Genomic DNA, 20,509 nt, shown 5'->3' with positions numbered 1-20,509 from the left:
GCAGATCGATCGTCAGACCGCCCGTTCCGATACGAAGTCGGCGGCGTCGACCAGGCCGTTGTGCTCGAACGAGGCCTCGACCATCTCCTCGATCGCCTTCGCCGGGACGATCAACCGACCTCGGATGCGCACCGCCGGGAACTCGCTCGCCGCGATCGCGCGGTACAGCGTCATCGACGACATCCCGAACATCCGCGCCACCTCGGCGACGCTGTAAAAGCGCGGCTGTTCCGGCGCAGAGGTTGATCGAGTCCTCCAACCAGTCAAGGCACTTGCTCCGCTGCGGTCCATGCGTGTCCTCCTGTTCACCCGATGCTCAACTGCTCCCGGGAAGCTCTTTTGTCTAATTTCAGTGCTTATATTAGCACTAACATCAGCATTGTCAATACGAATTCGGCCAGGATGCTGAGGAGATCGCAAACGGCTACTAGCCTTGGCGCTGAAACCAGCAGTGACAGGAGGGCCGGTGGCCAAGGACTGGGACGCCGTCGCAGCAGCCATCCAGACGCGCCTCGACGAGCTCGGGATGACGCAGCAGGAACTGGCACACCGGGCGGGCGTCGCTCTCATGACAGTGCGCGAGCTGCAGCACAACCTGAAACCACGCCGCCGGAATCCGCGGACACTCGCAGCGATCTCCGAAGCGCTCGGGCTGTCCGACAGCCATCTCTCGGACGTGCTGGCCGGCAAAACTCCGCGCGAGCCGGCTGCCGAAGCCAGTGACCCTGTGCTGAGTGACCTGGAAGCTTTGAAGCAACAGCTCACAGCGATCACCGAGCGTCTCGACGCCATCGAGCGTCGGCTAGCTGACGACGACGAGCGCGGCTGAGGTTCTCGACTGCTCGCTGCAGGTCGGAAATCCGATTCCGTATCTCGGCGATCTCGCTTTTGCTTCCTCGCACCGACATCGACGCTCCTCGGCACGTGCTCATGGCCTGTTCTGCCCCGTAGTCTGGGAGCACGACGCGACCGGAACCCGCACTTCGCAACGCCCGCACCACGGTGCGGATCGGACCCGCACAAAAATGCGGGTCCGGGCAGCGTGAGAGAGGTTGTATAGCGGCATGGTTACCGAGGGACCCATCGGGGAACGCATCCGCATCTACCGGCGCCGGCGTGGACTCAGCCAGCGCGAACTCGCCGAACTCGTCGGACGTTCGGAGTCCTGGCTGTCCCAGGTGGAGCGTGGCATCCGTTCTGTGGACCGCCTCTCAGTGCTCATCGACGTGGCACGCGTACTGAAGACCGATGTGGAGACACTGGCCGGTTACCGGTTCGCGCTGGCGCCGAACGGCCAACCCGAGCTCGACGGGCTGGAGGAGATCCGCACAGCACTGAGTGCCTACCCCGGACTCGGGCTCAGCACCGTGTCCGCCGGCAACCTCGACGAGATCTCACGGTTGACGACCGAGGTGCATCGGCGCTATCAGGCCGCCGATTACGGGGCAGCGGCAAAGATTCTGCCCAGCCTCATCACCACCAGTGACGCTATGGCCGCCGAGGCTGGCGGCAACGAGCGGCACAGGGCCTTGTCGGTGCAGAACCAGGTTTATATCGCAGCCGCCAAGCTGGTCACCAAGATCGGAGATGGCCATCTCGCCTGGATCGCAGCCGACCGCGCGGTCACCGCAGCTCTGCAAGCTGAGTCCGACACGCTGAGCGCCGGTGCTGCCTACCAGGTGGCCTGCGCGTTTCTGAAGCTCGACCAGGTCGAACGCGCCGAGCAGCTCGCCATGGCCACCGCCGAGAACCTCACCGACGACAGTCCCCTCGGGTTGTCGTATCAGGGCGCGCTGTTTCTGATCGGCTCCGTGATCGCCGGGCGCCGCAGTGATCACGCCGAAGCCACCGACCGTCTGCGCCGGGCGCAATACTTGGCCGATGCACTTGGTGCAGACGGCAACCATGGTTGGACTGCGTTCGGGCCGACCAATGTCGCCATCCACCGCGTGTCCGCCGCGGCCGAGCTCGGCGATGCCAAACAGGCCATCAGCATTGCCGAGAACATCGATACCGAGGGGTTGCCGGAGGGGCTGCGCAGCCGACGTGCCCAGGTCCACATCGACACCGCCTGGGCCTACTCCCAGCACCGCGAGGACGCTGCCGTGGTGGTCAACCTGATGGAAGCCGAACGGGTCGCGCCGCAAGCGCTGCGCTACAACGTCATCGTGCGCGAACTGCTCCGCGAGATGCTCAAGCGCGAACGTCGCTCCGCCACACCGGGCCTGCGCTCGCTGGCCCAGCGCGCAGGAGTGCTGCAGTGACCGGCAAGCCTGTCGTCTACCTTGTGGCCTGCAGCGCCCCACCGGTGCGTGAGCTCGCCGAGCCGCTGTCCCTGCTGCACGAGGCCGGCTGGTCTGCCTGCGTGATCCTCACCCCGATCGCGGCGAGTTGGATCGATATCGCCGGGCTCGAAGCCGAGACCGCGGTTCCCGTCCGCGTACACCCGCGGCTGCCGCACGAGCAGGATCCACTACCGAAGGCCGATGCCGTGCTCGCCGCTCCGCTGACATTCAACAGCCTCAACAAGATCGCCGGCGGCATCAGTGACACGCTGGCGGTCAGCCTCGTCAATGAACTTCTCGGGACCGACCTGCCGATCGTTGCTGCGCCCTGTATCAAGAGCCTCCTGCGCACGCACCCGGTCTACTCGACCAGCGTGCAGCTCCTGACCTCCTGCGGCGTCCACCTCCTCGACCCCGACACCATCACCAGCCGCGGCCTCGACGGTCTTGCCGCCTTCGACTGGAGCACCGTGGTCACCGAGTTTCTACAAGCAGTCTGAATAGAGCGCCGTTCTCTCGTGAGTCTCGTCGGCCCGGATGGTTGACGTCATCTGCTGAGCGGGAGCGCAATACTCAAAAATGGCGATGCTGCGGCCTGCGCTGGTCCTGGACGCTCGCGCTGGTGATCACGGAAAGTGCTTTTTCCGGTCGGAACTGTGGTGGTGGAGGCGTGGTATGCGGTGCGGCCGGTCGCGGATTCCTCGTGTGCTCCCGAAGTTCTCGCTCTCTGGGCAGAGGGTGAGTGTCGGACCCCAGTGGTAGAGCTCAGCTTAGCCAACCGGCTGCGGTTGGCTCTTATCCGGCGACAGCAAGTATCGCTTCATGGAGGCTTGGTGTGTGGGCGCACAGTGCCAACTGGAGAGGTGAACGCCATCGGTTCTCCGATCATGCGCGCGGTACGGCAGCCATGGCCGGACGCTTCGGCACGGAGTTCGGCGCCGGTGAGCTGGCACATGCCCTCGGACTCTTCCACGATGCCGGCAAGGTTCGCTGCGCATGGCAGGAGAGACTTCGCCAAGTGGAGACCGAAGCGGGCCGTGTGGGAATCCCCCACAAGGACCTCGGTGCCTACTTGCTGCGATCGGCGGCGGGTGTGGCCGCATTGCCCGTACTCGGCCATCACGGGGGACTGACCTCCGCGGGAGAGCTCAAAGATCTCCGGTTGGAGGACGCGAGCCCGGGCGGCGAGGTCCTTTCCCGATTTCTTGCCGAGGTTCCCGAAGCAGCCGAGGTCTTGGAGCGTGCTCCTCTGTCCTTGATTCCCGCGGTATGGCGGGACTCCAAGCTCGCCAGTGAACTGGGAATCAGGCTGGTGTTTTCCTCGCTTGTGGACGCTGATCACCTGGACACTGCCGCACACTTCGATGGGCTCAGCACGCCGCGTGTGCGTGAGGACAGTGACATGGCTCAGCTACGTGACCACTTCGAGTGGAACCGCCGGCGGCTGATCGCCGGGCGCGCTGCTTCGCCGATCGATGACCTCAGGGAACAGGTATATCGGGAAGCAGTACACGAGGCAGCAGGTCCGACGGGTATCTATCGCATGCCCGCGCCGACGGGTGTGGGAAAGACCCTCAGTGCTGCTGGCTTCGCGCTGCATCATGCGGCCAGGACCGGTAAGAAACGCGTGGTCGTCGCCGTCCCGTTCATCACGGTGACCGAGCAGAATGCCGAGGTATACCGGGAGCTGCTGGGGCAGGATACGGTGCTGGAGCATCACTCGGCGGTGGATGTGCCCGAGTCGGCCGCCGAGGCGCAACGCTTGCGGTTGGCTGCGGAGAACTGGGACGCGCCATTCGTGGTCACCACCACGGTCCAACTGTTCGATTCGTTGTTCGCGCGCAAACCGGCGCGGATGCGCAAGCTACACCGGCTGGCGAACTCCGTGGTGATCCTCGACGAGGTGCAGGCCCTGCCGCTGCATGTGCTGACCCCGATTCTGGATGCCTTGCGCACCCTGTCGGAACGGTTCGGGACCACTGTACTGCTGACCTCGGCCACTCAACCTTCCTTCGAAAGCCTGGACGTGTGGAACCAGCTCGAGATTCCCAATGTGGTGAAGGACCCGGACTCGCTGTTCAAGCAGCTACGACGGGTCCGATACGAGTGGTGGGTGACACCGAAGCCGAGCTTGGCGGAGGTCGTTTCGCGCGCAGGTGAGCACGAGCAGTCACTGATGGTCGTCAACACCACCGCCGATGCGCGCACGGTGTATCAGCAGTGGCAGTACGAAGGTGTCGAAAATCCGTTCCACCTCTCGACGCGGATGTGCGCGGCGCACCGCCGTGCCGTATTGGCCGAAGTCAACGACCTGCTGGCATGCGGCAAACCGGTGCGCCTTGTCTCCACTCAGCTCATCGAGGCCGGGGTGGATGTGGACTTCCCCGTGGTTTACCGCGCTATGGCGCCTGCGGAAGCGGTGCAGCAAGCCGCTGGCAGGGCCAACCGTGAAGGCAAACGAGCAGAATCCGGACTGGTCACGGTCTTCGATGCCGAAGATATGGGTTCCCCTGCCGGATACCGGATCGGCTCCGACGCGACCCGTGGGCTCTTCGGACCGCAGCAGCACGGGGTGATCGACCCCGATGATCTGGGTACGCTCGATCTTTACTATCGGAGGCTGTACCAGCGCTCGAACACCGAGCATGCCGAAAGAGCGCGGACCATTCAGGAAAGCCGCGCCAAGTTCGACTTCACCGCCGTGGCCGAAGGCCCGTTACGACCTGGTGGTGCCGGTCAGGTTCGGGATGCGGCTCTGGCGTTCCGGATGCTCGACGACGACACGGTTCCCGTCGTGGTGACCGACTATGAATCGACTGCTGAGGACCTGATCGATGAGCTTCGTGGTCGTGAGCAGGGAATCGGCGACGTTCTGCGGCGCCTGCAGCCGTACATCGTCTCGCTCCCGCGCCGGGTACTGGACGATCGAGGAGTTTGCGATCTGTGCAAACCCATTGTGGCCGGACTCGACTTGAGTGCCTGGCGCGGTGATTACCACAGCGCATACGGCATCGACACATCTAATCTGATCAACGAGGAGGTCTGGTGACCGACGACCTACCCGCATCATCGCAGGGAGCGCCACCGGTCAGCGTGCAGGTCTGGGGCCCGGGAGCATTGTTCACGCGGCCGGAACTGAAGGTCGAGCGGGTGACCTACCCAGTGATGACACCGACCGCAGCGATCGGTGTACTGGAGGCGATCTTCTGGAAGCCGGAGTTCACGTGGCGGCCAGTGGCCATCGACGTGTTGAAACCGATCAGCCAGTTCACCCAGCGCCGCAACGAGACCACGGGCCTCGTATCCCTGGAGAACGCAGCCCAGAACGGGGCGACCGTGGACGCTCCGGGAAACCGTACTCAGCGCAATTCCGTATGCCTGCGCGATGTTGCCTACCGGATTTACGCGCATGTGGACCTGCGCGAGCACGCCACCAAGTCGGAGGCGGCCTACCGGGATCAGTTCCGGCGCCGTGTCGAACGCGGGCAGTGCTTCCACCAGCCCTACCTGGGAACTCGTGAGTTCAGCGCTTTCTTTGGGCCCGTCGATGATGTAGAACCGCAAAGGATCACCGAGGACCTCGGGATCATGCTGCACAGCGTGCACCACAGGGCCAAGTCCGTGTCGTTCTCGTGGTTCACCGCTCGGCTGGAGGGTGGGCGCCTACACATTCCCCGAACCGGCATCACTAGCGGCGAAGGCGCAGGTGTCTGATGCTGCTGCAACGACTCGTCGACTACGCCCACCAGCACACCACCAGTGCGCCGTTTCACCGCCAACGTGAGTTCATCTGGCGACTCAACCTTCCCAGCGACGGAGGACCGGCCCGGTTGTTTTCCGTCTTGCAGGCTGATGGGCGCGGGAAACTTCGCGGGGAATTTCAGGTGGCGCCGTCTGTCACGCGCACCGTGGGAGTGGCTCCGAATCTGGGTGCCGATGACGTGCAATATGTCCTCGGATGGGGTGACGAGACCACCAAGCCTGATCGTGTCCGGCAGTGTCACGAGCAGTTCGTGGAGCTCGTGTCCCGCTGGGCGTCGAGTGTGGACGGTATGGACCCCGCAGCGGCCGTGGTCAGCGACTTCTATGCCAATGGCGGGGTCGAGTCGCTGCCCGCTCCCGAAGAGGCGTACACAGCCAAGCAGGGAGTGCTCATCACCGTCGACGACATTCCGGTCATTCACCATGACTCGCTCGTGCGCTTTTGGGTGGAGGAAGTTATCCGCCGCAAAGGCGGTAGCGAGCACGAGCTGTGCCTGGTCTGCGGTCGATATGGGGCACTGGCCGATACGATCCCCGGCAAGGTCGCCAAGCGTCTCGTACCGGGCGCGGGTAATGACCCGGCACTGGTCAGCGTCAATGAGCTCGTGTTCGGTTACGGACTCACCAAGGGTTTACGTCATACACCGATCTGTTTCACATGCGGTAACGCAGTGAACACCGGGTTGACGCAGCTCTTGAGTTCCGAGCACGTTATGACCTTTGCCCAGCAGGACAGCGCCATGGCGTGGTGGACCTTGGGTGAGCCCGATGAGGATTTCCTGTCCGTGCTGTCCACGCGCCCCGAGACCGACGCGGTCAATCGACTCCTGGAGAGATTGCGCAGTGGCCGTCTGGAAGAGGCCGCTCAGCAGGCAGAGGAGTTCTCGGCGGACCGGTTCTGCTCGGTGTCCCTCGGAGGCAATGCCTCCCGGATCATGATCCGGGACTGGATCGACAAGCCGCTGGCCACTGTCGTGTTCAACCTCGCCCGATGGTACGAGGACATGCTCATGGTCTCACGACAGCAGTCCGGCGAGTTGCCCAGCGGGTTCTGGAATCTCGTATTGGCCATCGGCAAATGGGATACGGAGCGGAACTTATACGCCGATCTGTCTTCCACCGCGGCTCAGCGCCCGGCACATATCCAACGGGACTTGTTGACCAGCAGCTTGCGGGGAAGCCCGTTGCCCCCATCGGTGCTGCACCACGTTCTGCGCCGCATCACCAGCGATGGCCACCTCGATCTTGCCCGGGCAGCCTTGCTGCGCCTGGCGCTACGTCGTCACCCCACCAAGGAGTTCTCCATGCCTGCCGGTCTCGACGAGACATGCCAGGACACGGCGTACGTGTCCGGCCGCATTTTCGCCCACCTGGAACAGATCCAGTATGCCGCCAGTGACGGACGCCCGAATACCACGTTTGGTGACCGGTTCCTGGCCGGCGCGATCAGCAATCCCACCCCGGCCCTGAATGCCGGTAAGAAGCTGGCCAGCTCGTGGTTGGCCAAGCTGCGGCGTCGCCAAGCAACCGCAGGCAAAGCCGTTGCCCTGGACAGGAAACTCTCGGAGTTGCATGCCCTGCTCGACCGGAACCGCCCGGCCACCGGCTACCTGCCTGCCGAGCAACAGGCTCTGTTCCTGCTGGGCTATCACCACCAGAAAGCCCATGACGCCGAGCAGGTACGGCAATACAAGAGCACCACGGGCGACTCCGCTTCCGAGTAGACGGCAATGGCCGACCCGACATCGCATCACGGAAAGGAACTTTGATGACTCTCGAACCGCACCTCGACCCGTCCGTTCGCCACGACATGGTGTTCTTGTTCGACGTCGCCGACGGAAACCCCAATGGCGATCCCGACTTCGACAATCGTCCCCGCATGGACGAGGAAACCGGGGATGGCCTGGTCAGTGATGTGGCCATCAAGCGCAAAGTCCGCGATACGCTGCCTCTGGCTGCGCAGGGTTCCGATACTGCGGAGCGTTACGGCATCTTCGTCGAAGCCGGCCACGCGTTGAACACCAGGCTCGGCGAGTCCAAGACCGCGAACGGACTCGACAAGAAGAAGAACCTGACCGAGGAGGACAGGCGCACAGCACGGTCGTGGCTGACCGAGCGCTATGCCGATATCCGTCTGTTCGGCGCGGTGCTCAACACCGGAACAACAAAGGATCTCGGTCAGATCTACGGGCCTGTGCAGGTCACTAACGCGCGCAGTATCGACCCAGTGATGCCGCAGCATCACGCGATCACCCGTATCACCCAGACGAAGCAAGAAGATATCGACAAGGGTGAGAGTACGGAAATGGGTGGAAAGTGGACCGTTCCGTACGGCCTGTACCGTGCCGAGATCTATTACTCCGCGAGCCGCGGGCAGCAGACCGGTGTCGACAGCACGGACCTGGACATGCTGTACCGCACATTGACCATGATGTTCGATCACGACCGTTCATCGGCGCGAGGAACGATGACCGCGCGCGGGTTGTACGTGTTCAGTCATGACAGCGCATTCGGGAGTGCTCCCGCACACACACTGCTCCAGCGGGTGAAGGTTCCGCAGGTGATTGACTCCGGGGTGGTCCCTCGCGGATTTGGTGACTACAGCGTCTCCGTTGAGGATGACGACCTGCCGCGCGGAGTGACGATGACCAAGATCGTCGCCTGATGCAGCCGGAGGAGCGGCCGGCCGAGGCCTCGTGGTCCAGTATCCCGATCGCAGCTCTTGAGCATTACGCTTACTGTGCTCGGCAGGCCGCTCTCATCCATCTTGAGCGGTACTTCGCAGACAATGTCGACACCGCACGCGGTCAGCTCGCGCATGATGTTGTCGACCGCGGGGATTCGAGGATCAGCCGCACAGGACACCAGCGCTGGACAGCATTACCGGTTTGGGAAGCTGAACTCGGCGTTCATGGCATCTGTGACGTGGTCGAGTTCGAGCCGGATGGTCCGGTTCCCGTCGAGCACAAGTCGGGTAGTTACCGACCGGGTAGTGCTGCGGATTTGCAAGTGGCTGCGCAGGCACTGTGCTTGCGCAGTATGTTCGATGCCCCTGTGCCCAAGGGGATCATCTTCGCTGGCCAGAACAGGCGCCGCTACGAAGTCGTGATCGACGAGGACCTCGAGGCTCGGCTCAGCACTGCCGTTGCCGAGCTGAGGAAATTGTTCCGGGCCGGTGCTCTGCCCGCTGCGGTAAACGACTCGCGGTGCAGGCGGTGTTCACTACGTGAGGGCTGTATGCCGGAAGCACGCGTGGCACCACCTGAGTCGCTGTTCACCCCACAATCCCTGGGAGACTGGGATGACTGAACTCCTGAAGACGCTGTTTCTCACCACGCCCGGAACCAGTCTTCATCTGGAAGGCGATACTGTCCGCATTCATCACCCCGAGCGTCCGGGGCGTCATGTGTTGCCGCTGGTGCGCATTGAGCAGCTCGTGGTGTGGAGAGGTGTGGAAGTCAGCAATGAGCTGATGCACCGCTGCGCCGAAGATTCACGCGGAATAACGTGGTTGAGTCGTAACGGTCGCTTCCTCAACCGCACCGCGGGCGCACAGACAGGTAACCCGCTGCTACGTCTCGAACAGGTTCGTGCTTATGACGATCAGTCAAGGCGCCTGAATCTTGCCAAGACCATCGTGGCAGGAAAGATCCACAACTATCGGCAGTTGCTGCTGCGCACAGCCCGCGATGTATCCGGCACTCGCAAGGAGAATCTTCGAGTATTGGCTCAGCAGCACGCGGATGCGCTCCATCCACTCGCCGGAAGCTCCTCGCTGAGCGAGGTGCTCGGCATCGAGGGCCAAGTAGCACGCAGTTACTTCCAGGCTATGCATCTCCTGGCCCCAGGTGCACGTCCGGGGCGAACACGACGGCCGCCGATGGACGCGTTCAACTGTCTCCTGTCATTCGGTTACGGGATGCTTCGAGTGGCCGTGGTGGGGGCATTGGAGCATGTCGGGCTCGACCCGTACATCGGTTATCTGCATGGGGTCCGTTCCGGTAAGCCTTCTCTGGCTCTGGACTTGATGGAGGAGTTCCGTCCGTTGCTTGTGGACAGGCTTGTCGCGACCCTGTTCAACCGAAACCAGATCACGGCCGCTCATACTGAAACGCTGCCGGGTGGTGCCGTGCAGTTGACGGAGGAAGGACGCGCGTTGTTTCTCGGTCAATGGTCAAAGGCCCGTGAGCGTCTGTGGAAGCACAATCAGCTACAGCGTGAGGTGCCTGCTGCGTTGTTGCCGGTGGTGCAAGCGCGATTGCTGGCGCGATACCTGCGCGGGGATCAGACGGCGTACACACCCTGGGCTGCGACCTGACATGGAGCTCCTGATCACCTATGACGTGGACACCACGACAGCGGATGGACGACGCCGGTTGAGGCACGTTGCGAAAGCTTGTGAGGCGTACGGGATCCGTGTTCAGAAATCCGTTTTCGAGGTCGTCTGCCGGGACGCCGACTGGGTGCTTATGAAACAACGGCTGCTCGACATCATTGACCCGGAGCAAGACAGCATCCGAGTATATGTGCTCCAGCGAGGCACCTTCGTCTCTGCCGAGCATATCGGGCAGTCGCCGCCAGCCCCCCATGATGAGCCATTGATCTACTGAACCTGCTTTCCGTGTGCACCATGGAGGCATTCGAGGCATCGCGCTTCGGAACCGGAAGCGTGACCCGACACACCGGTAGGTTCCGAAGTGGCCAACGGGCGTGTCGATTTCGAAGCAGTAACCTTCATTCAGTGGCCATATGGTCATGCCTGCATAAGCAGGGTGGCGCCAGCCCTCCGGGGCTGGCGAGGATCGCAACAGGATCTGGTCGTGGCGGGTGAGTGCCTGCTCGGCGAGTGGCGCCAGCCCTCCGGGGCTGGCGAGGATCGCAACTCGGGCGCGAGAAATAAGGAGGGGCCACCATGGCCAGTGGCGCCAGCCCTCCGGGGCTGGCGAGGATCGCAACGTCTACAGCCCGACCGGGGCCGTGCTCGACGACAGGTGGCGCCAGCCCTCCGGGGCTGGCGAGGATCGCAACACCGAGCTGCGCGGGGTCAAGGACGAGGGCAAGCGCGGTGGCGCCAGCCCTCCGGGGCTGGCGAGGATCGCAACGGCGCACTGTTCGCAGCACCACCGGCCCCAGTCGGGTGGCGCCAGCCCTCCGGGGCTGGCGAGGATCGCAACCCGCCCGGAATCGACGCCGTGGAAGAAGTCAGGAGGTGGCGCCAGCCCTCCGGGGCTGGCGAGGATCGCAACCAGCTCGGCGCGCATCTCGTCGCGGGCAGTGTCGGCGTGGCGCCAGCCCTCCGGGGCTGGCGAGGATCGCAACGCAGGCGGCGAGGCCACCACCGACGATCCCGGCGTGCGTGGCGCCAGCCCTCCGGGGCTGGCGAGGATCGCAACGCGGATGATCTGGTATGTCTCGCCGTGGGCGTCGAGTGGCGCCAGCCCTCCGGGGCTGGCGAGGATCGCAACTGCGGGACCGCCAAGCGCGAGCTGCTGGACGACATGTGGCGCCAGCCCTCCGGGGCTGGCGAGGATCGCAACACTCACGCGGGCTGGATGCCTACATGCGCGTCATCGTGGCGCCAGCCCTCCGGGGCTGGCGAGGATCGCAACATCGGTGCTCCTCGGGGTTGTGCCGCTGTCCGCAGTGTGGCGCCAGCCCTCCGGGGCTGGCGAGGATCGCAACGACACCAGCTACAACCGCGATCTCCTGCCCGGGCTGCGGTGGCGCCAGCCCTCCGGGGCTGGCGAGGATCGCAACGGAACATGATCGAGTCTCATGTGGAGCTGCGTGTCGGGTGGCGCCAGCCCTCCGGGGCTGGCGAGGATCGCAACGAGCTGCGCGACGGCATCGACGGCACTGTCGTGGCGGGTGGCGCCAGCCCTCCGGGGCTGGCGAGGATCGCAACTCACGGTGTCCTGGTCGAGGTGCAGGCGACGGCCGAGTGGCGCCAGCCCTCCGGGGCTGGCGAGGATCGCAACTCGTGGAAGCGGTAGCTCGGCGACTCGCAGTCCCCGGTGGCGCCAGCCCTCCGGGGCTGGCGAGGATCGCAACCCAGAGCGGGCGACACCTCGATGTCCGGTGCCGTGGGTGGCGCCAGCCCTCCGGGGCTGGCGAGGATCGCAACTCGGTTACCCCATCAGGACCTTCGACGGCGAAATGTGGCGCCAGCCCTCCGGGGCTGGCGAGGATCGCAACCGCCTCGGCGGCGAAATGTTGGGCGTAGTGGACGAGTGGCGCCAGCCCTCCGGGGCTGGCGAGGATCGCAACTGGACCTTTTTGGAAACGCTGGTGGATATGTCGGTCCAGGTGGCGCCAGCCCTCCGGGGCTGGCGAGGATCGCAACGGGACGTCAACGACTACCGAGCGGCAGCGGATACGCTGGTGGCGCCAGCCCTCCGGGGCTGGCGAGGATCGCAACCCGATGACGCATCACGGCCTGTCCGGCGAGGTGCCGGGTGGCGCCAGCCCTCCGGGGCTGGCGAGGATCGCAACCTCCCCCCGAAGGCGAGCGACAGACGAGATGACTTGTGGCGCCAGCCCTCCGGGGCTGGCGAGGATCGCAACGATCGGTCCGGGCGAGGCCGATCGCCCGACGAGCAGGTGGCGCCAGCCCTCCGGGGCTGGCGAGGATCGCAACGCGCCGGAGGGCGATCTCGACGACACCGCGGCGATGGGTGGCGCCAGCCCTCCGGGGCTGGCGAGGATCGCAACTGGAAACCGTGAGCTACACGGAGGGGGCTCAGGATGGAGGTGGCGCCAGCCCTCCGGGGCTGGCGAGGATCGCAACCCGCTGGCATGCCGATGTTCACCCGCGACCTCAAGCAGTGGCGCCAGCCCTCCGGGGCTGGCGAGGATCGCAACCCGGCGAGCACGCGGGAAACGGTGGCCTCGGTCAGGTGGCGCCAGCCCTCCGGGGCTGGCGAGGATCGCAACCCGGCGAGCACGCGGGAAACGGTGGCCTCGGTCAGGTGGCGCCAGCCCTCCGGGGCTGGCGAGGATCGCAACTTTGGCCGTGGACTGGCGGACGTAGATCACGGCGCGGGTGGCGCCAGCCCTCCGGGGCTGGCGAGGATCGCAACCACTCCGAGCGTGCACAACGGGCGGTGTCTCCGCTGTGGCGCCAGCCCTCCGGGGCTGGCGAGGATCGCAACGACGGCGGTGAGACCGAAACACGTGGCACCTGGCCGGTGGCGTCAGCCCTTCCATGTCAGGCCGATATGGTGACGAAGGTCGTAAGCAGCTCACCGCTGGAACTCCGGACGTCCATCTCGTAGTCGAGGACCTCGCCAGAGTCGCGGCCGTCGCGGCGGATTGTGGAGGCCAGCAGGCGACGCAGGTGCTCGGGATTGGTCGGGTCGGCTTCGGCGGTGAAGGTGCGGATCGACTCGCCGAGCCGACGGACCTCGAACTCCAGTAAAACCGGTTCGCTGCTCGGGGGAGCGTTGTCACTCGTGATCGCGGATTTGGCTGGAGTCGTTACTGCCTGTGGTGCCGGTTCTTCGGTTGCCAGACGCTCGGCTGCGCCGGGAAGCACGGTGGTGGGCCGCCCTCGGGCTGCTTCGGCCAGGCCCCAGGTTTTCAACAGCGATACGGCGCGATTGGCGGTTCCGGCGGATACGCCGTAGTCGGCCATGAGCTTCTTGACCCTCGGAAGAGGTGCACCGCCGACGAGCTCTCCCGAGGCGATCTTCGCCCGGAGATCAGCGGCAATGCGCTCGTACGGACTCTCCGGGGCCGTCTTGGCCCGCTCCTGCCTGCTCTGCGGCCCCTCTGGACGGGTGGGAACGCGCGAGAACAGGGCCTGAGAGGCGCGCTGATCGGCTTCGGACACCCACGCGGAGTAGACCTTGAGTGTGGTGGTGCCGCCGCCCCCGTGGCCGAGTCTGCCTGCCACGGTGCGCGGGTCGACACCGGAGGCGATGAGCTCGGTGGCCGAGTAGTGCCGCAGCTTGTGCAACGTGGTGTGGATGCCGAGCCTGCGCGCCATGCGTTCGTAGCGCTGCGTCACCGTGTCGGGATGCAGGAAGCAGGCACCGTCCGGATCAGGGGAGAACACATACGCATCCGGGGCGGGCACGAGCCCGAACTGGCCGGCGCGTTGCTCGTGCCGTGAGTGGAGACTTGCCAGCACGGTGACGGTTTCGGCGTCGAGCGCGATGCGGCGCTGCTGGTGGGTTTTGGTGCCCTTGACGTACCAGTGCTTGTTCCGCTCGTCGTAGGCCACCGACTGTGTCAGCCGTAGCACGGCAGCCTCGAGGTCGATGTGGTCCCAGCGCAGCCCGCAGAGCTCGCCGCGGCGTGCACCGGTGGTCATCGCCGTCCAGACCAGCGCACCCCAGTCCTCGTCGGTGCGCCAGGCTTCATTGAGGATCCGGACGGCTTCGGCGGTGCTGGGTGGGTTCGGTTCGGGTCGGGGAGCGGCCGGTGGTTCGGCCTGGCCGACCGGGTTGACCGCGACCCACTTCCACCGCACCGCACGTTTGAACGCGCCGGACAGCAGATAGTGGATCTGACGGATCGCGGTCGGTCCGAGCGGGACGCACCGGTGTGGTCGGCAGCGTTCGTCGCACTCGTGGTGCCGGCGGGTGCGGTGGTCGATGCGCCGCTTGCCGGTGCAGTGATCGCGGCACCGGCGCAGCTCGGCGTACAGCGAATCCAGCGCGTCGGCGTCGAGCTGGCCGACCTTGACCTGCCCGAGGAAGGGCAGCACATGCTTGCGCGCTGCTCGACGGTAGCCGTTGAGGGTGGTGGCCTCGCCGTCGAAGTGCTGCTCCAAGTACCGCTCGAGGAGCTGCTCCACGGTGGCGTTGGTTTTCGGGTTACGGCGCTCGTCGACCTCGTTGAGCAGACGGGTCCGGACCCGCTCGGCTTCGGCTTCCGCATCGGGACCCGATGGCACGACTTCGACCAGCCGGTGCCGCTTCTTCGTGACCGGATCAAGACCTGCCGAGACCCGGACCCGCAGGGAACCGTTCGGTAAACGATCGATCGCACCGCGCCGGTGGTGGCCCTTCGAACGCCCTGCCATGGCCTCAGTATAGCGGCTTTCGGGTCACAAACTGGGTCATGAAACGGAACCGGCCAGGAACCGTAATCCTGTTTTCCCTGTTTATAGGTGGCGCCCCCGGCAGGATTCGAACCTGCGACCTAGAGATTAGAAGTCTCTTGCTCTGTCCGTCTGAGCTACGAGGGCTCGCGTGGCTCACTCGGCTTGAGCCGCATCAAGCCTTGAGCCGCATCAAGCAGCGTAACGGTCTGTGGCGGTACTGGTAGACCCCACACGATACCGTTGTCGAGCTGGTATCGAATGGCAACCGATCGACAGCCGCGGACGGCCGTCGTCACCCTCCGGCCACCCTCGGTAAGCGGGCTCCGGGGTCGTCGGTGAGCCCCGGAACAAGGTCACGATCGTCCACAGGCTCTCCAGCTATCCACATACTGCGACGCAACCATCGCGATTCGTATTCCTTCCCTGCAGGCTGATGGCGATACAGGCAGGCGTGACGGCAGCAACCGCAGGCACGCGGGTGCCGTATCCGGGCTGCCGAGGCCACGAAGGAAGGACGAGCGAGGATGTTCGAGACGACCGTGACCCTGGTGGGCAACGCCATCAGCCCGCCCAAGGTGCGCGAGACCGCCCACGGAAGCAGGGTGGCGAATTTCCGCATGGTGAGTACGGCACGTCGCTTCGACAAGACCACCGAGCAGTGGGTCGACGGGGATCGTGTTTTCGCGACGGTGAACTGCTGGAGAAAGCTGGCCGACGCTGTGGCGGATGCGGTGTACAAGAACGATCCCGTCGTGGTGACCGGACGGCTTCGGACCCGGGACTACGAGGTCGACGGTCAGCGACGATCCAGCACGGAAATCGAGGCCACCGCTGTCGGGCTCGACCTGGCCCGCAGCCACCGCGCTGCCGGGCCGGAGGAGGAGCGGCCCCGCGGCGCCGTCGACGACGAGTCCCGCCCGACCGGACCGGCACAGCACCCACCACCGGTGGTGGGCGCGGGAGAGTAGCGCCCGCGAGGGTGCTTGCCCGACCGGCTTGCACCCCGGGTGCCGTGCCTGGTGAAAGCGCTGTGGCAATCGTCGAGGTGGCCGGCCGACCGTATGTCGACCGCAGTGCACGGTCCGATACCGGACGCAACTACGATCGGTGTCATGGCCGAGTTCATCTACACCATGAAGAAGGTGCGCAAGGCGCACGGGGACAAGCTCATCCTCGATGACGCGACCCTGCAGTTCTACCCCGGTGCCAAGATCGGCGTGGTCGGCCCGAACGGGGCCGGCAAGTCGACCGTGCTCAAGATCATGGCCGGACTCGACAATCCGGACAACGGTGACGCCATCCTCGCGCCCGGCTACACCGTCGGCATCATGCAGCAGGAGCCGCCGCTGAACGAGGAAAAGACCGTCCTCGGCAATGTCGAGGAAGGTGTCGGCGAGATCATGCAGAAGCTGCACCGCTTCAATGAGATCGCCGAGCAGCTCGCCACCGACTACACCGATGAGCTCATGGCCGAGATGGGCGGGCTGCAGGAGGAACTCGACCACGCCGAGGCCTGGGAGATCGACTCCCAGCTCGACCAGGCCATGGACGCGTTGCGCTGCCCGCCACCGGAAGCCGAGGTCAAGAACCTCTCCGGGGGTGAGCGTCGACGGGTCGCGCTGTGCAAGCTGCTGCTGAGCAAACCCGACCTGCTGCTGCTCGACGAGCCCACCAACCACCTCGACGCCGAAAGCGTGCACTGGCTGGAGCAGTTCCTCGCCGAATACCACGGCGCCGTGCTCGCCGTCACCCACGACCGGTACTTCCTGGACAACGTCGCCGGCTGGATCCTCGAACTCGATCGCGGACGCACCTACCCCTACGAGGGCAACTACTCCACCTACCTGGAGAAGAAGCAGGAGCGTCTGGCCGTGCAGGGCAAGCGCGACCAGAAGCTGCAGAAGCGCCTCAAGGACGAGCTCGAGTGGGTGCGGTCGAACACCAAGGCCCGGCAGAGCAAGTCCCGCTCCCGACTGCAGCGCTACGAGGAGATGGCCGCCGAGGCGGAGAAGACCCGCAAGCTCGACTTCGAGGAGATCCAGATCCCGCCGGGGCCGCGGCTGGGCAGCCAGGTCGTGGAGGTCGAGAACCTGAAGAAGGGCTTCGACGGCAACGTGCTCATCGACGGGCTGTCGTTCACCCTCCCGCGCAACGGCATCGTCGGTGTGATCGGGCCGAACGGTGTCGGCAAGACGACGCTGTTCAAGACGATCGTGGGACTGGAGGACCCCGATTCCGGAGATGTCCGGGTCGGTGACACCGTCAAGCTCTCCTACGTCGACCAGAACCGGGCCAACATCGACCCGAACAAGAACGTCTGGGAGGTCGTCTCCGACGGGCTGGACCACATCCAGGTCGGCCAAGTCGAGATGCCGTCCCGCGCCTACGTCAGCGCCTTCGGTTTCAAGGGGCCCGACCAGCAGAAACCGGCCGGGGTGCTGTCCGGTGGCGAGCGCAACCGGCTCAACCTGGCGTTGACCCTCAAAAAGGGCGGCAATCTCATCCTGCTGGACGAGCCCACCAACGACCTCGATGTGGATACGCTGTCCTCGCTGGAGAACGCGCTCGAACAGTTCCCCGGCTGCGCCGTGGTCACCTCGCACGATCGCTGGTTCCTGGACCGGGTGGCCACGCACATCCTGGCCTGGGAAGGCGACGAGGAGAATCCCGCGAAGTGGTTCTGGTTCGAGGGCAACTTCGAGGGCTACGAGAAGAACAAGATCGAGCGGCTGGGCGAAGAGGCCGCACGCCCGCATCGTGTCACGCATCGTAAGTTGACGCGGAGCTGAAGTAGCGGGGAGTCGACTTGGCGAGCGTACGCGGTGCGCAATGGAACGCACCCGCCCGGGAATTACTGGAGCCCGCTCGGCAGATGCGCTGGCGGGTTCCGGAACTGGCTCTGTTGCTCAGTGATCGGACTGCGGCGCAGGCCCGCCGGGCGGGCGATACGGAACTGCGGCTCCATGCCGAAGCGTTGGCGTTGTTCGCCTCGAACCGGCTCGGTCGTGGCGTGGCCACAACCGAGCGTGCGATCGCGGCGATGCGCGATGCCGAGAGCCACGGCGACCCCGGAAGCGCTGCCGAGCTGCGGGTGGAGCTGGCCTGTTGCGCCCGCAGTGCGGGCAGCCGCGACATCGCCCTGCGGGTACTGCAGCCGCTCCTGGACCGCGAACGGATCGATCCGGAACTCCGGGCGCACGCGCTGCTCGAACTGGCCGCTTCGCTGCCCGCCCACCGCACCGGTGCCGATCGTGTCCGAGCACTGGACGAGGCCGAACGCCTCTACACCGAGGAGGCCGGCCTCGGGCGTGACATGACCCGGTTGCTCCGTGCCCGGGTGAACATGTCGCGCGCTGCGCATCACCGCAGGCACGCGGACCACACGGCAGCGGCCGAGGCCGCCGGAGCGGGGCTGGAGCTGCTGGAGCGCCTCGGTGATCCGACCGCGGACAGCGGAGAGATCCACGCGCAGCTGGCCCTGGAACGGGTCCAGGCGCTGCTGGACCTCGGCGAGCGCTCGGCGGCAGTGCGGGTGGCCGCCCCCGTCCTGGAGCAGCCCCTGCGGGCGGCCGCGGCCGCCCCGACAGGATGGCTGAGACTCGCCCTGGCCACCCGGCTGTACCTGCCGGAAGGCGAGCACAGCACGGCGGTGCAGCTGCTCACCGAGGCTCTTGCCGATGCCGAGCGGCACGAGTTGGACGATGTGCAAGCCGAGCTGCTCGGCACGCTGTCCCACGTGCACGAGGACAGCGAGAACTTCAAGGAGGCACTGCGCTGTGCGCGCGGTGCCTGTGCAGCCGACCGGCGTCGGCGATCCCGGATCCATGCTGCACGCATCCGCCTGCTCGAGGAGTTCCCGGCGAAACCTGCGGACACCGAGGCCTCCATTCCCCCTCAGCAGCCGGCACCGCCTCAGCAGCCGGCACCGCCTCAGCAGCCCGCATCGGCTCGACAGCAGGCACCGGATACGCGCGAGGCCGATCAGGTACCGCACAGCACGGAATCGCGGCATCGCGCCCACGGCGAAGACATACGCGAGTCGGTTCGCCGGTTGATGGACACGCTGACCGGCGGGGGCGAGGCGGCACCCGCCGAGTCCGCATTCCGGGAACCGCAGGACACCCCGTCCTGGTCCTCCTCGACGGCCGGCGGGAATCGGATGGCTTCTCCGCCACCCGAGCAGCGAACGAGCGCAGCCGAGACGGGATCCCACCATGCCGACCCACCGGACCATGCGGGCCTGCCTGACCATGCCGACCGGTTTCCGGTGGAGCAGTCCGGCGGTGCGTCCGCGCCGATGACCGAGACCGGGATGCCCGGTGGTGTCGAGAAGTTGCCCGGTCTGGCCCAGCAGATCCGGCGGGCAGCACAGCGTGAGCCGGTGGATGACGAGGAGGCGGTCGCGGAGGGCGCTGCATGGGCCCCCGGGGGGACGTACGGCAGCGGCGACCATTCGGAAAACGTGGTATCGCTGCCGGAGGCCCCGGCCGCCGACCTCGGTGCCCGGGAAGAACGTCCCGGGCAGCACGATGCTCTTCCCGGCGACTTCGGCGATCTGCCCCGGCTGGCGGCGCTGAGCGATGCCGGTTCGTGGAACAACGCTGCGGCGGCAGCCGAACCCACCGGCGAAACCGCCGAAGAGGAACTCACCGAGGCACCATCCCCGCAATGGGGGTCCCGGCGATCGGGCCTCGGGGAGTCGGAGACCTCGGGGCCGGACTTGCCCGCCCCTGATGTCACCACGATCATGCCGGTCGTTCCGGGATCACCGGAGCCGGAACCGGACCCCGTCGGGGAAGTCGAGGTTCCCTCCGGACGTGCCGGGCGACGACGGCAGAGCGAGCCACCGGAGGTCGCTTCCGAAGGTGCCGGCGTCCCGGGGTCTTCCGGGGAGCACCCCGCCGACGATTTCCTGGCCAAGCACCGTGAGCTGCTGCAGGGCCTCCCACCGGCCCGGGGCGCACACCAGGAGGGGGAATCCGGCGACGATGCCGACTTCGGCGGTGATGCCGAATCCGGTGGCGATGCGGGCCTCGCCGACCTGCTCGCCGAGGCTCTGGTCGCCTACGAGAACGGCAAGCGCAATCAGCCGGAAGACACGGGCAACGCGGCGCACATCGCGATGAGTCGTCACATCGATCGCGGCGGCATGGACAGGACCGAGCGGGCGGAGTCCGACACGTGGTCCTCCCACAGGTCCGGCGAGGGAACCGAGACCTCCGGAGCACGAGCGCGGCACCGGCATGCGGCCTCGGACAATCCGTACGGTTGGACGCCGCCGGCAGGCTGAGCAGCGCAAGCCGGGGACCGGTCGCCTCACTCTTTCAGCCGAATCGCGTGGGGCCTTCTGCGGGGTTCTAGGGTGGAGCCATGTCGGCACAACGAGGTGCCGCGGTATATGGAGCTGCCTGAA

At 65.7% G+C, this 20,509-nt stretch carries 15 protein-coding genes, 1 tRNA gene and 1 CRISPR repeat array; of the genes, 13 read left to right on the top strand and 3 right to left on the bottom strand.

Annotation, left to right across the window (positions count from 1 at the left end; genetic code table 11):
• Positions 1-12: 12 nt before the first annotated feature.
• On the bottom strand, positions 13-291 hold the full coding sequence (locus DFQ14_RS22230; protein WP_114452263.1) for a helix-turn-helix domain-containing protein: 279 nt from the start codon (positions 289-291) through the stop codon (positions 13-15).
• Between the two features lie 175 nt (positions 292-466).
• Between DFQ14_RS22230 and DFQ14_RS06840 the strand changes: the two genes are divergently transcribed.
• The 10 genes from DFQ14_RS06840 (at position 467) to cas2 (ending at position 10,657) form a co-directional block, all read left to right on the top strand.
• The gene (locus DFQ14_RS06840) at positions 467-829 is read left to right on the top strand and encodes a helix-turn-helix domain-containing protein (protein WP_114452262.1); all 363 of its coding nucleotides are present in this window, start codon (positions 467-469) and stop codon (positions 827-829) included.
• Positions 830-1,064: 235 nt separating this feature from the next.
• Entirely contained in the window at positions 1,065-2,264 is a 1,200-nt protein-coding gene (locus DFQ14_RS06835) for a helix-turn-helix domain-containing protein (RefSeq protein ID WP_114452261.1), read from the top strand.
• Positions 2,261-2,785, top strand: coding sequence for a flavoprotein (locus tag DFQ14_RS06830; protein ID WP_114452260.1), 525 nt, complete (start codon positions 2,261-2,263; stop codon positions 2,783-2,785). Before DFQ14_RS06835 ends, DFQ14_RS06830 begins: the two co-directional genes overlap by 4 nt.
• 335 nt (positions 2,786-3,120) lie before the next feature.
• Positions 3,121-5,334, top strand: coding sequence for a CRISPR-associated helicase Cas3' (gene cas3, locus DFQ14_RS06825; protein ID WP_114452259.1), 2,214 nt, complete (start codon positions 3,121-3,123; stop codon positions 5,332-5,334).
• Positions 5,331-5,999: a type I-C CRISPR-associated protein Cas5c gene (gene cas5c / locus DFQ14_RS06820; RefSeq protein ID WP_114452258.1), complete on the top strand. Its 669-nt coding sequence runs from the start codon at positions 5,331-5,333 to the stop codon at positions 5,997-5,999. Before cas3 ends, cas5c begins: the two co-directional genes overlap by 4 nt.
• Complete coding sequence (cas8c, locus tag DFQ14_RS06815) at positions 5,999-7,771, top strand: type I-C CRISPR-associated protein Cas8c/Csd1 (RefSeq protein ID WP_114452257.1); 1,773 nt, start codon at positions 5,999-6,001, stop codon at positions 7,769-7,771. Before cas5c ends, cas8c begins: the two co-directional genes overlap by 1 nt.
• Positions 7,772-7,815: 44 nt before the next feature.
• On the top strand, positions 7,816-8,712 hold the full coding sequence (gene cas7c / locus DFQ14_RS06810; RefSeq protein WP_114452256.1) for a type I-C CRISPR-associated protein Cas7/Csd2: 897 nt from the start codon (positions 7,816-7,818) through the stop codon (positions 8,710-8,712).
• Positions 8,712-9,356 carry a CRISPR-associated protein Cas4 gene (cas4, locus tag DFQ14_RS06805; protein ID WP_114452255.1) on the top strand — a complete coding sequence of 215 codons (645 nt, stop codon included), beginning with the start codon at positions 8,712-8,714 and terminating at the stop codon, positions 9,354-9,356. Before cas7c ends, cas4 begins: the two co-directional genes overlap by 1 nt.
• Positions 9,349-10,365 carry a CRISPR-associated endonuclease Cas1 gene (cas1, locus tag DFQ14_RS06800; protein ID WP_114452254.1) on the top strand — a complete coding sequence of 339 codons (1,017 nt, stop codon included), beginning with the start codon at positions 9,349-9,351 and terminating at the stop codon, positions 10,363-10,365. Before cas4 ends, cas1 begins: the two co-directional genes overlap by 8 nt.
• A 1-nt stretch (position 10,366) precedes the next feature.
• The gene (gene cas2, locus DFQ14_RS06795) at positions 10,367-10,657 is read left to right on the top strand and encodes a CRISPR-associated endonuclease Cas2 (RefSeq protein WP_114452253.1); all 291 of its coding nucleotides are present in this window, start codon (positions 10,367-10,369) and stop codon (positions 10,655-10,657) included.
• Positions 10,658-10,819: 162 nt separating this feature from the next.
• Positions 10,820-13,198: direct repeats of the CRISPR family, unit length 37 nt; unit sequence GTGGCGCCAGCCCTCCGGGGCTGGCGAGGATCGCAAC.
• Positions 13,199-13,254: 56 nt separating this feature from the next.
• Here cas2 and DFQ14_RS06790 read toward each other — a convergent pair.
• On the bottom strand, positions 13,255-15,075 hold the full coding sequence (locus tag DFQ14_RS06790) for a tyrosine-type recombinase/integrase (protein ID WP_114452252.1): 1,821 nt from the start codon (positions 15,073-15,075) through the stop codon (positions 13,255-13,257).
• A gap of 88 nt (positions 15,076-15,163) precedes the next feature.
• Positions 15,164-15,240: transfer RNA gene (locus DFQ14_RS06785), tRNA-Arg, on the bottom strand.
• Positions 15,241-15,620: 380 nt separating this feature from the next.
• Here DFQ14_RS06785 and ssb point away from each other — a divergent pair.
• The 3 genes from ssb (at position 15,621) to DFQ14_RS06770 (ending at position 20,386) form a co-directional block, all read left to right on the top strand.
• On the top strand, positions 15,621-16,064 hold the full coding sequence (ssb, locus tag DFQ14_RS06780; protein WP_114452251.1) for a single-stranded DNA-binding protein: 444 nt from the start codon (positions 15,621-15,623) through the stop codon (positions 16,062-16,064).
• Positions 16,065-16,208: 144 nt separating this feature from the next.
• Positions 16,209-17,885, top strand: coding sequence for an energy-dependent translational throttle protein EttA (gene ettA / locus DFQ14_RS06775; protein ID WP_114452469.1), 1,677 nt, complete (start codon positions 16,209-16,211; stop codon positions 17,883-17,885).
• A 17-nt stretch (positions 17,886-17,902) separates the two neighbouring features.
• The gene (locus tag DFQ14_RS06770) at positions 17,903-20,386 is read left to right on the top strand and encodes a hypothetical protein (protein ID WP_141921355.1); all 2,484 of its coding nucleotides are present in this window, start codon (positions 17,903-17,905) and stop codon (positions 20,384-20,386) included.
• The last annotated feature ends 123 nt before the right edge of the window (positions 20,387-20,509 follow it).

The organism is Halopolyspora algeriensis (assembly GCF_003337235.1).
Taxonomy (GTDB): Bacteria; Actinomycetota; Actinomycetes; order Mycobacteriales; family Pseudonocardiaceae; genus Haloactinomyces; species Haloactinomyces algeriensis.
Note: the sequence above shows the minus strand (reverse complement) of the source record. Positions and strands in the feature narration are given on the sequence as shown.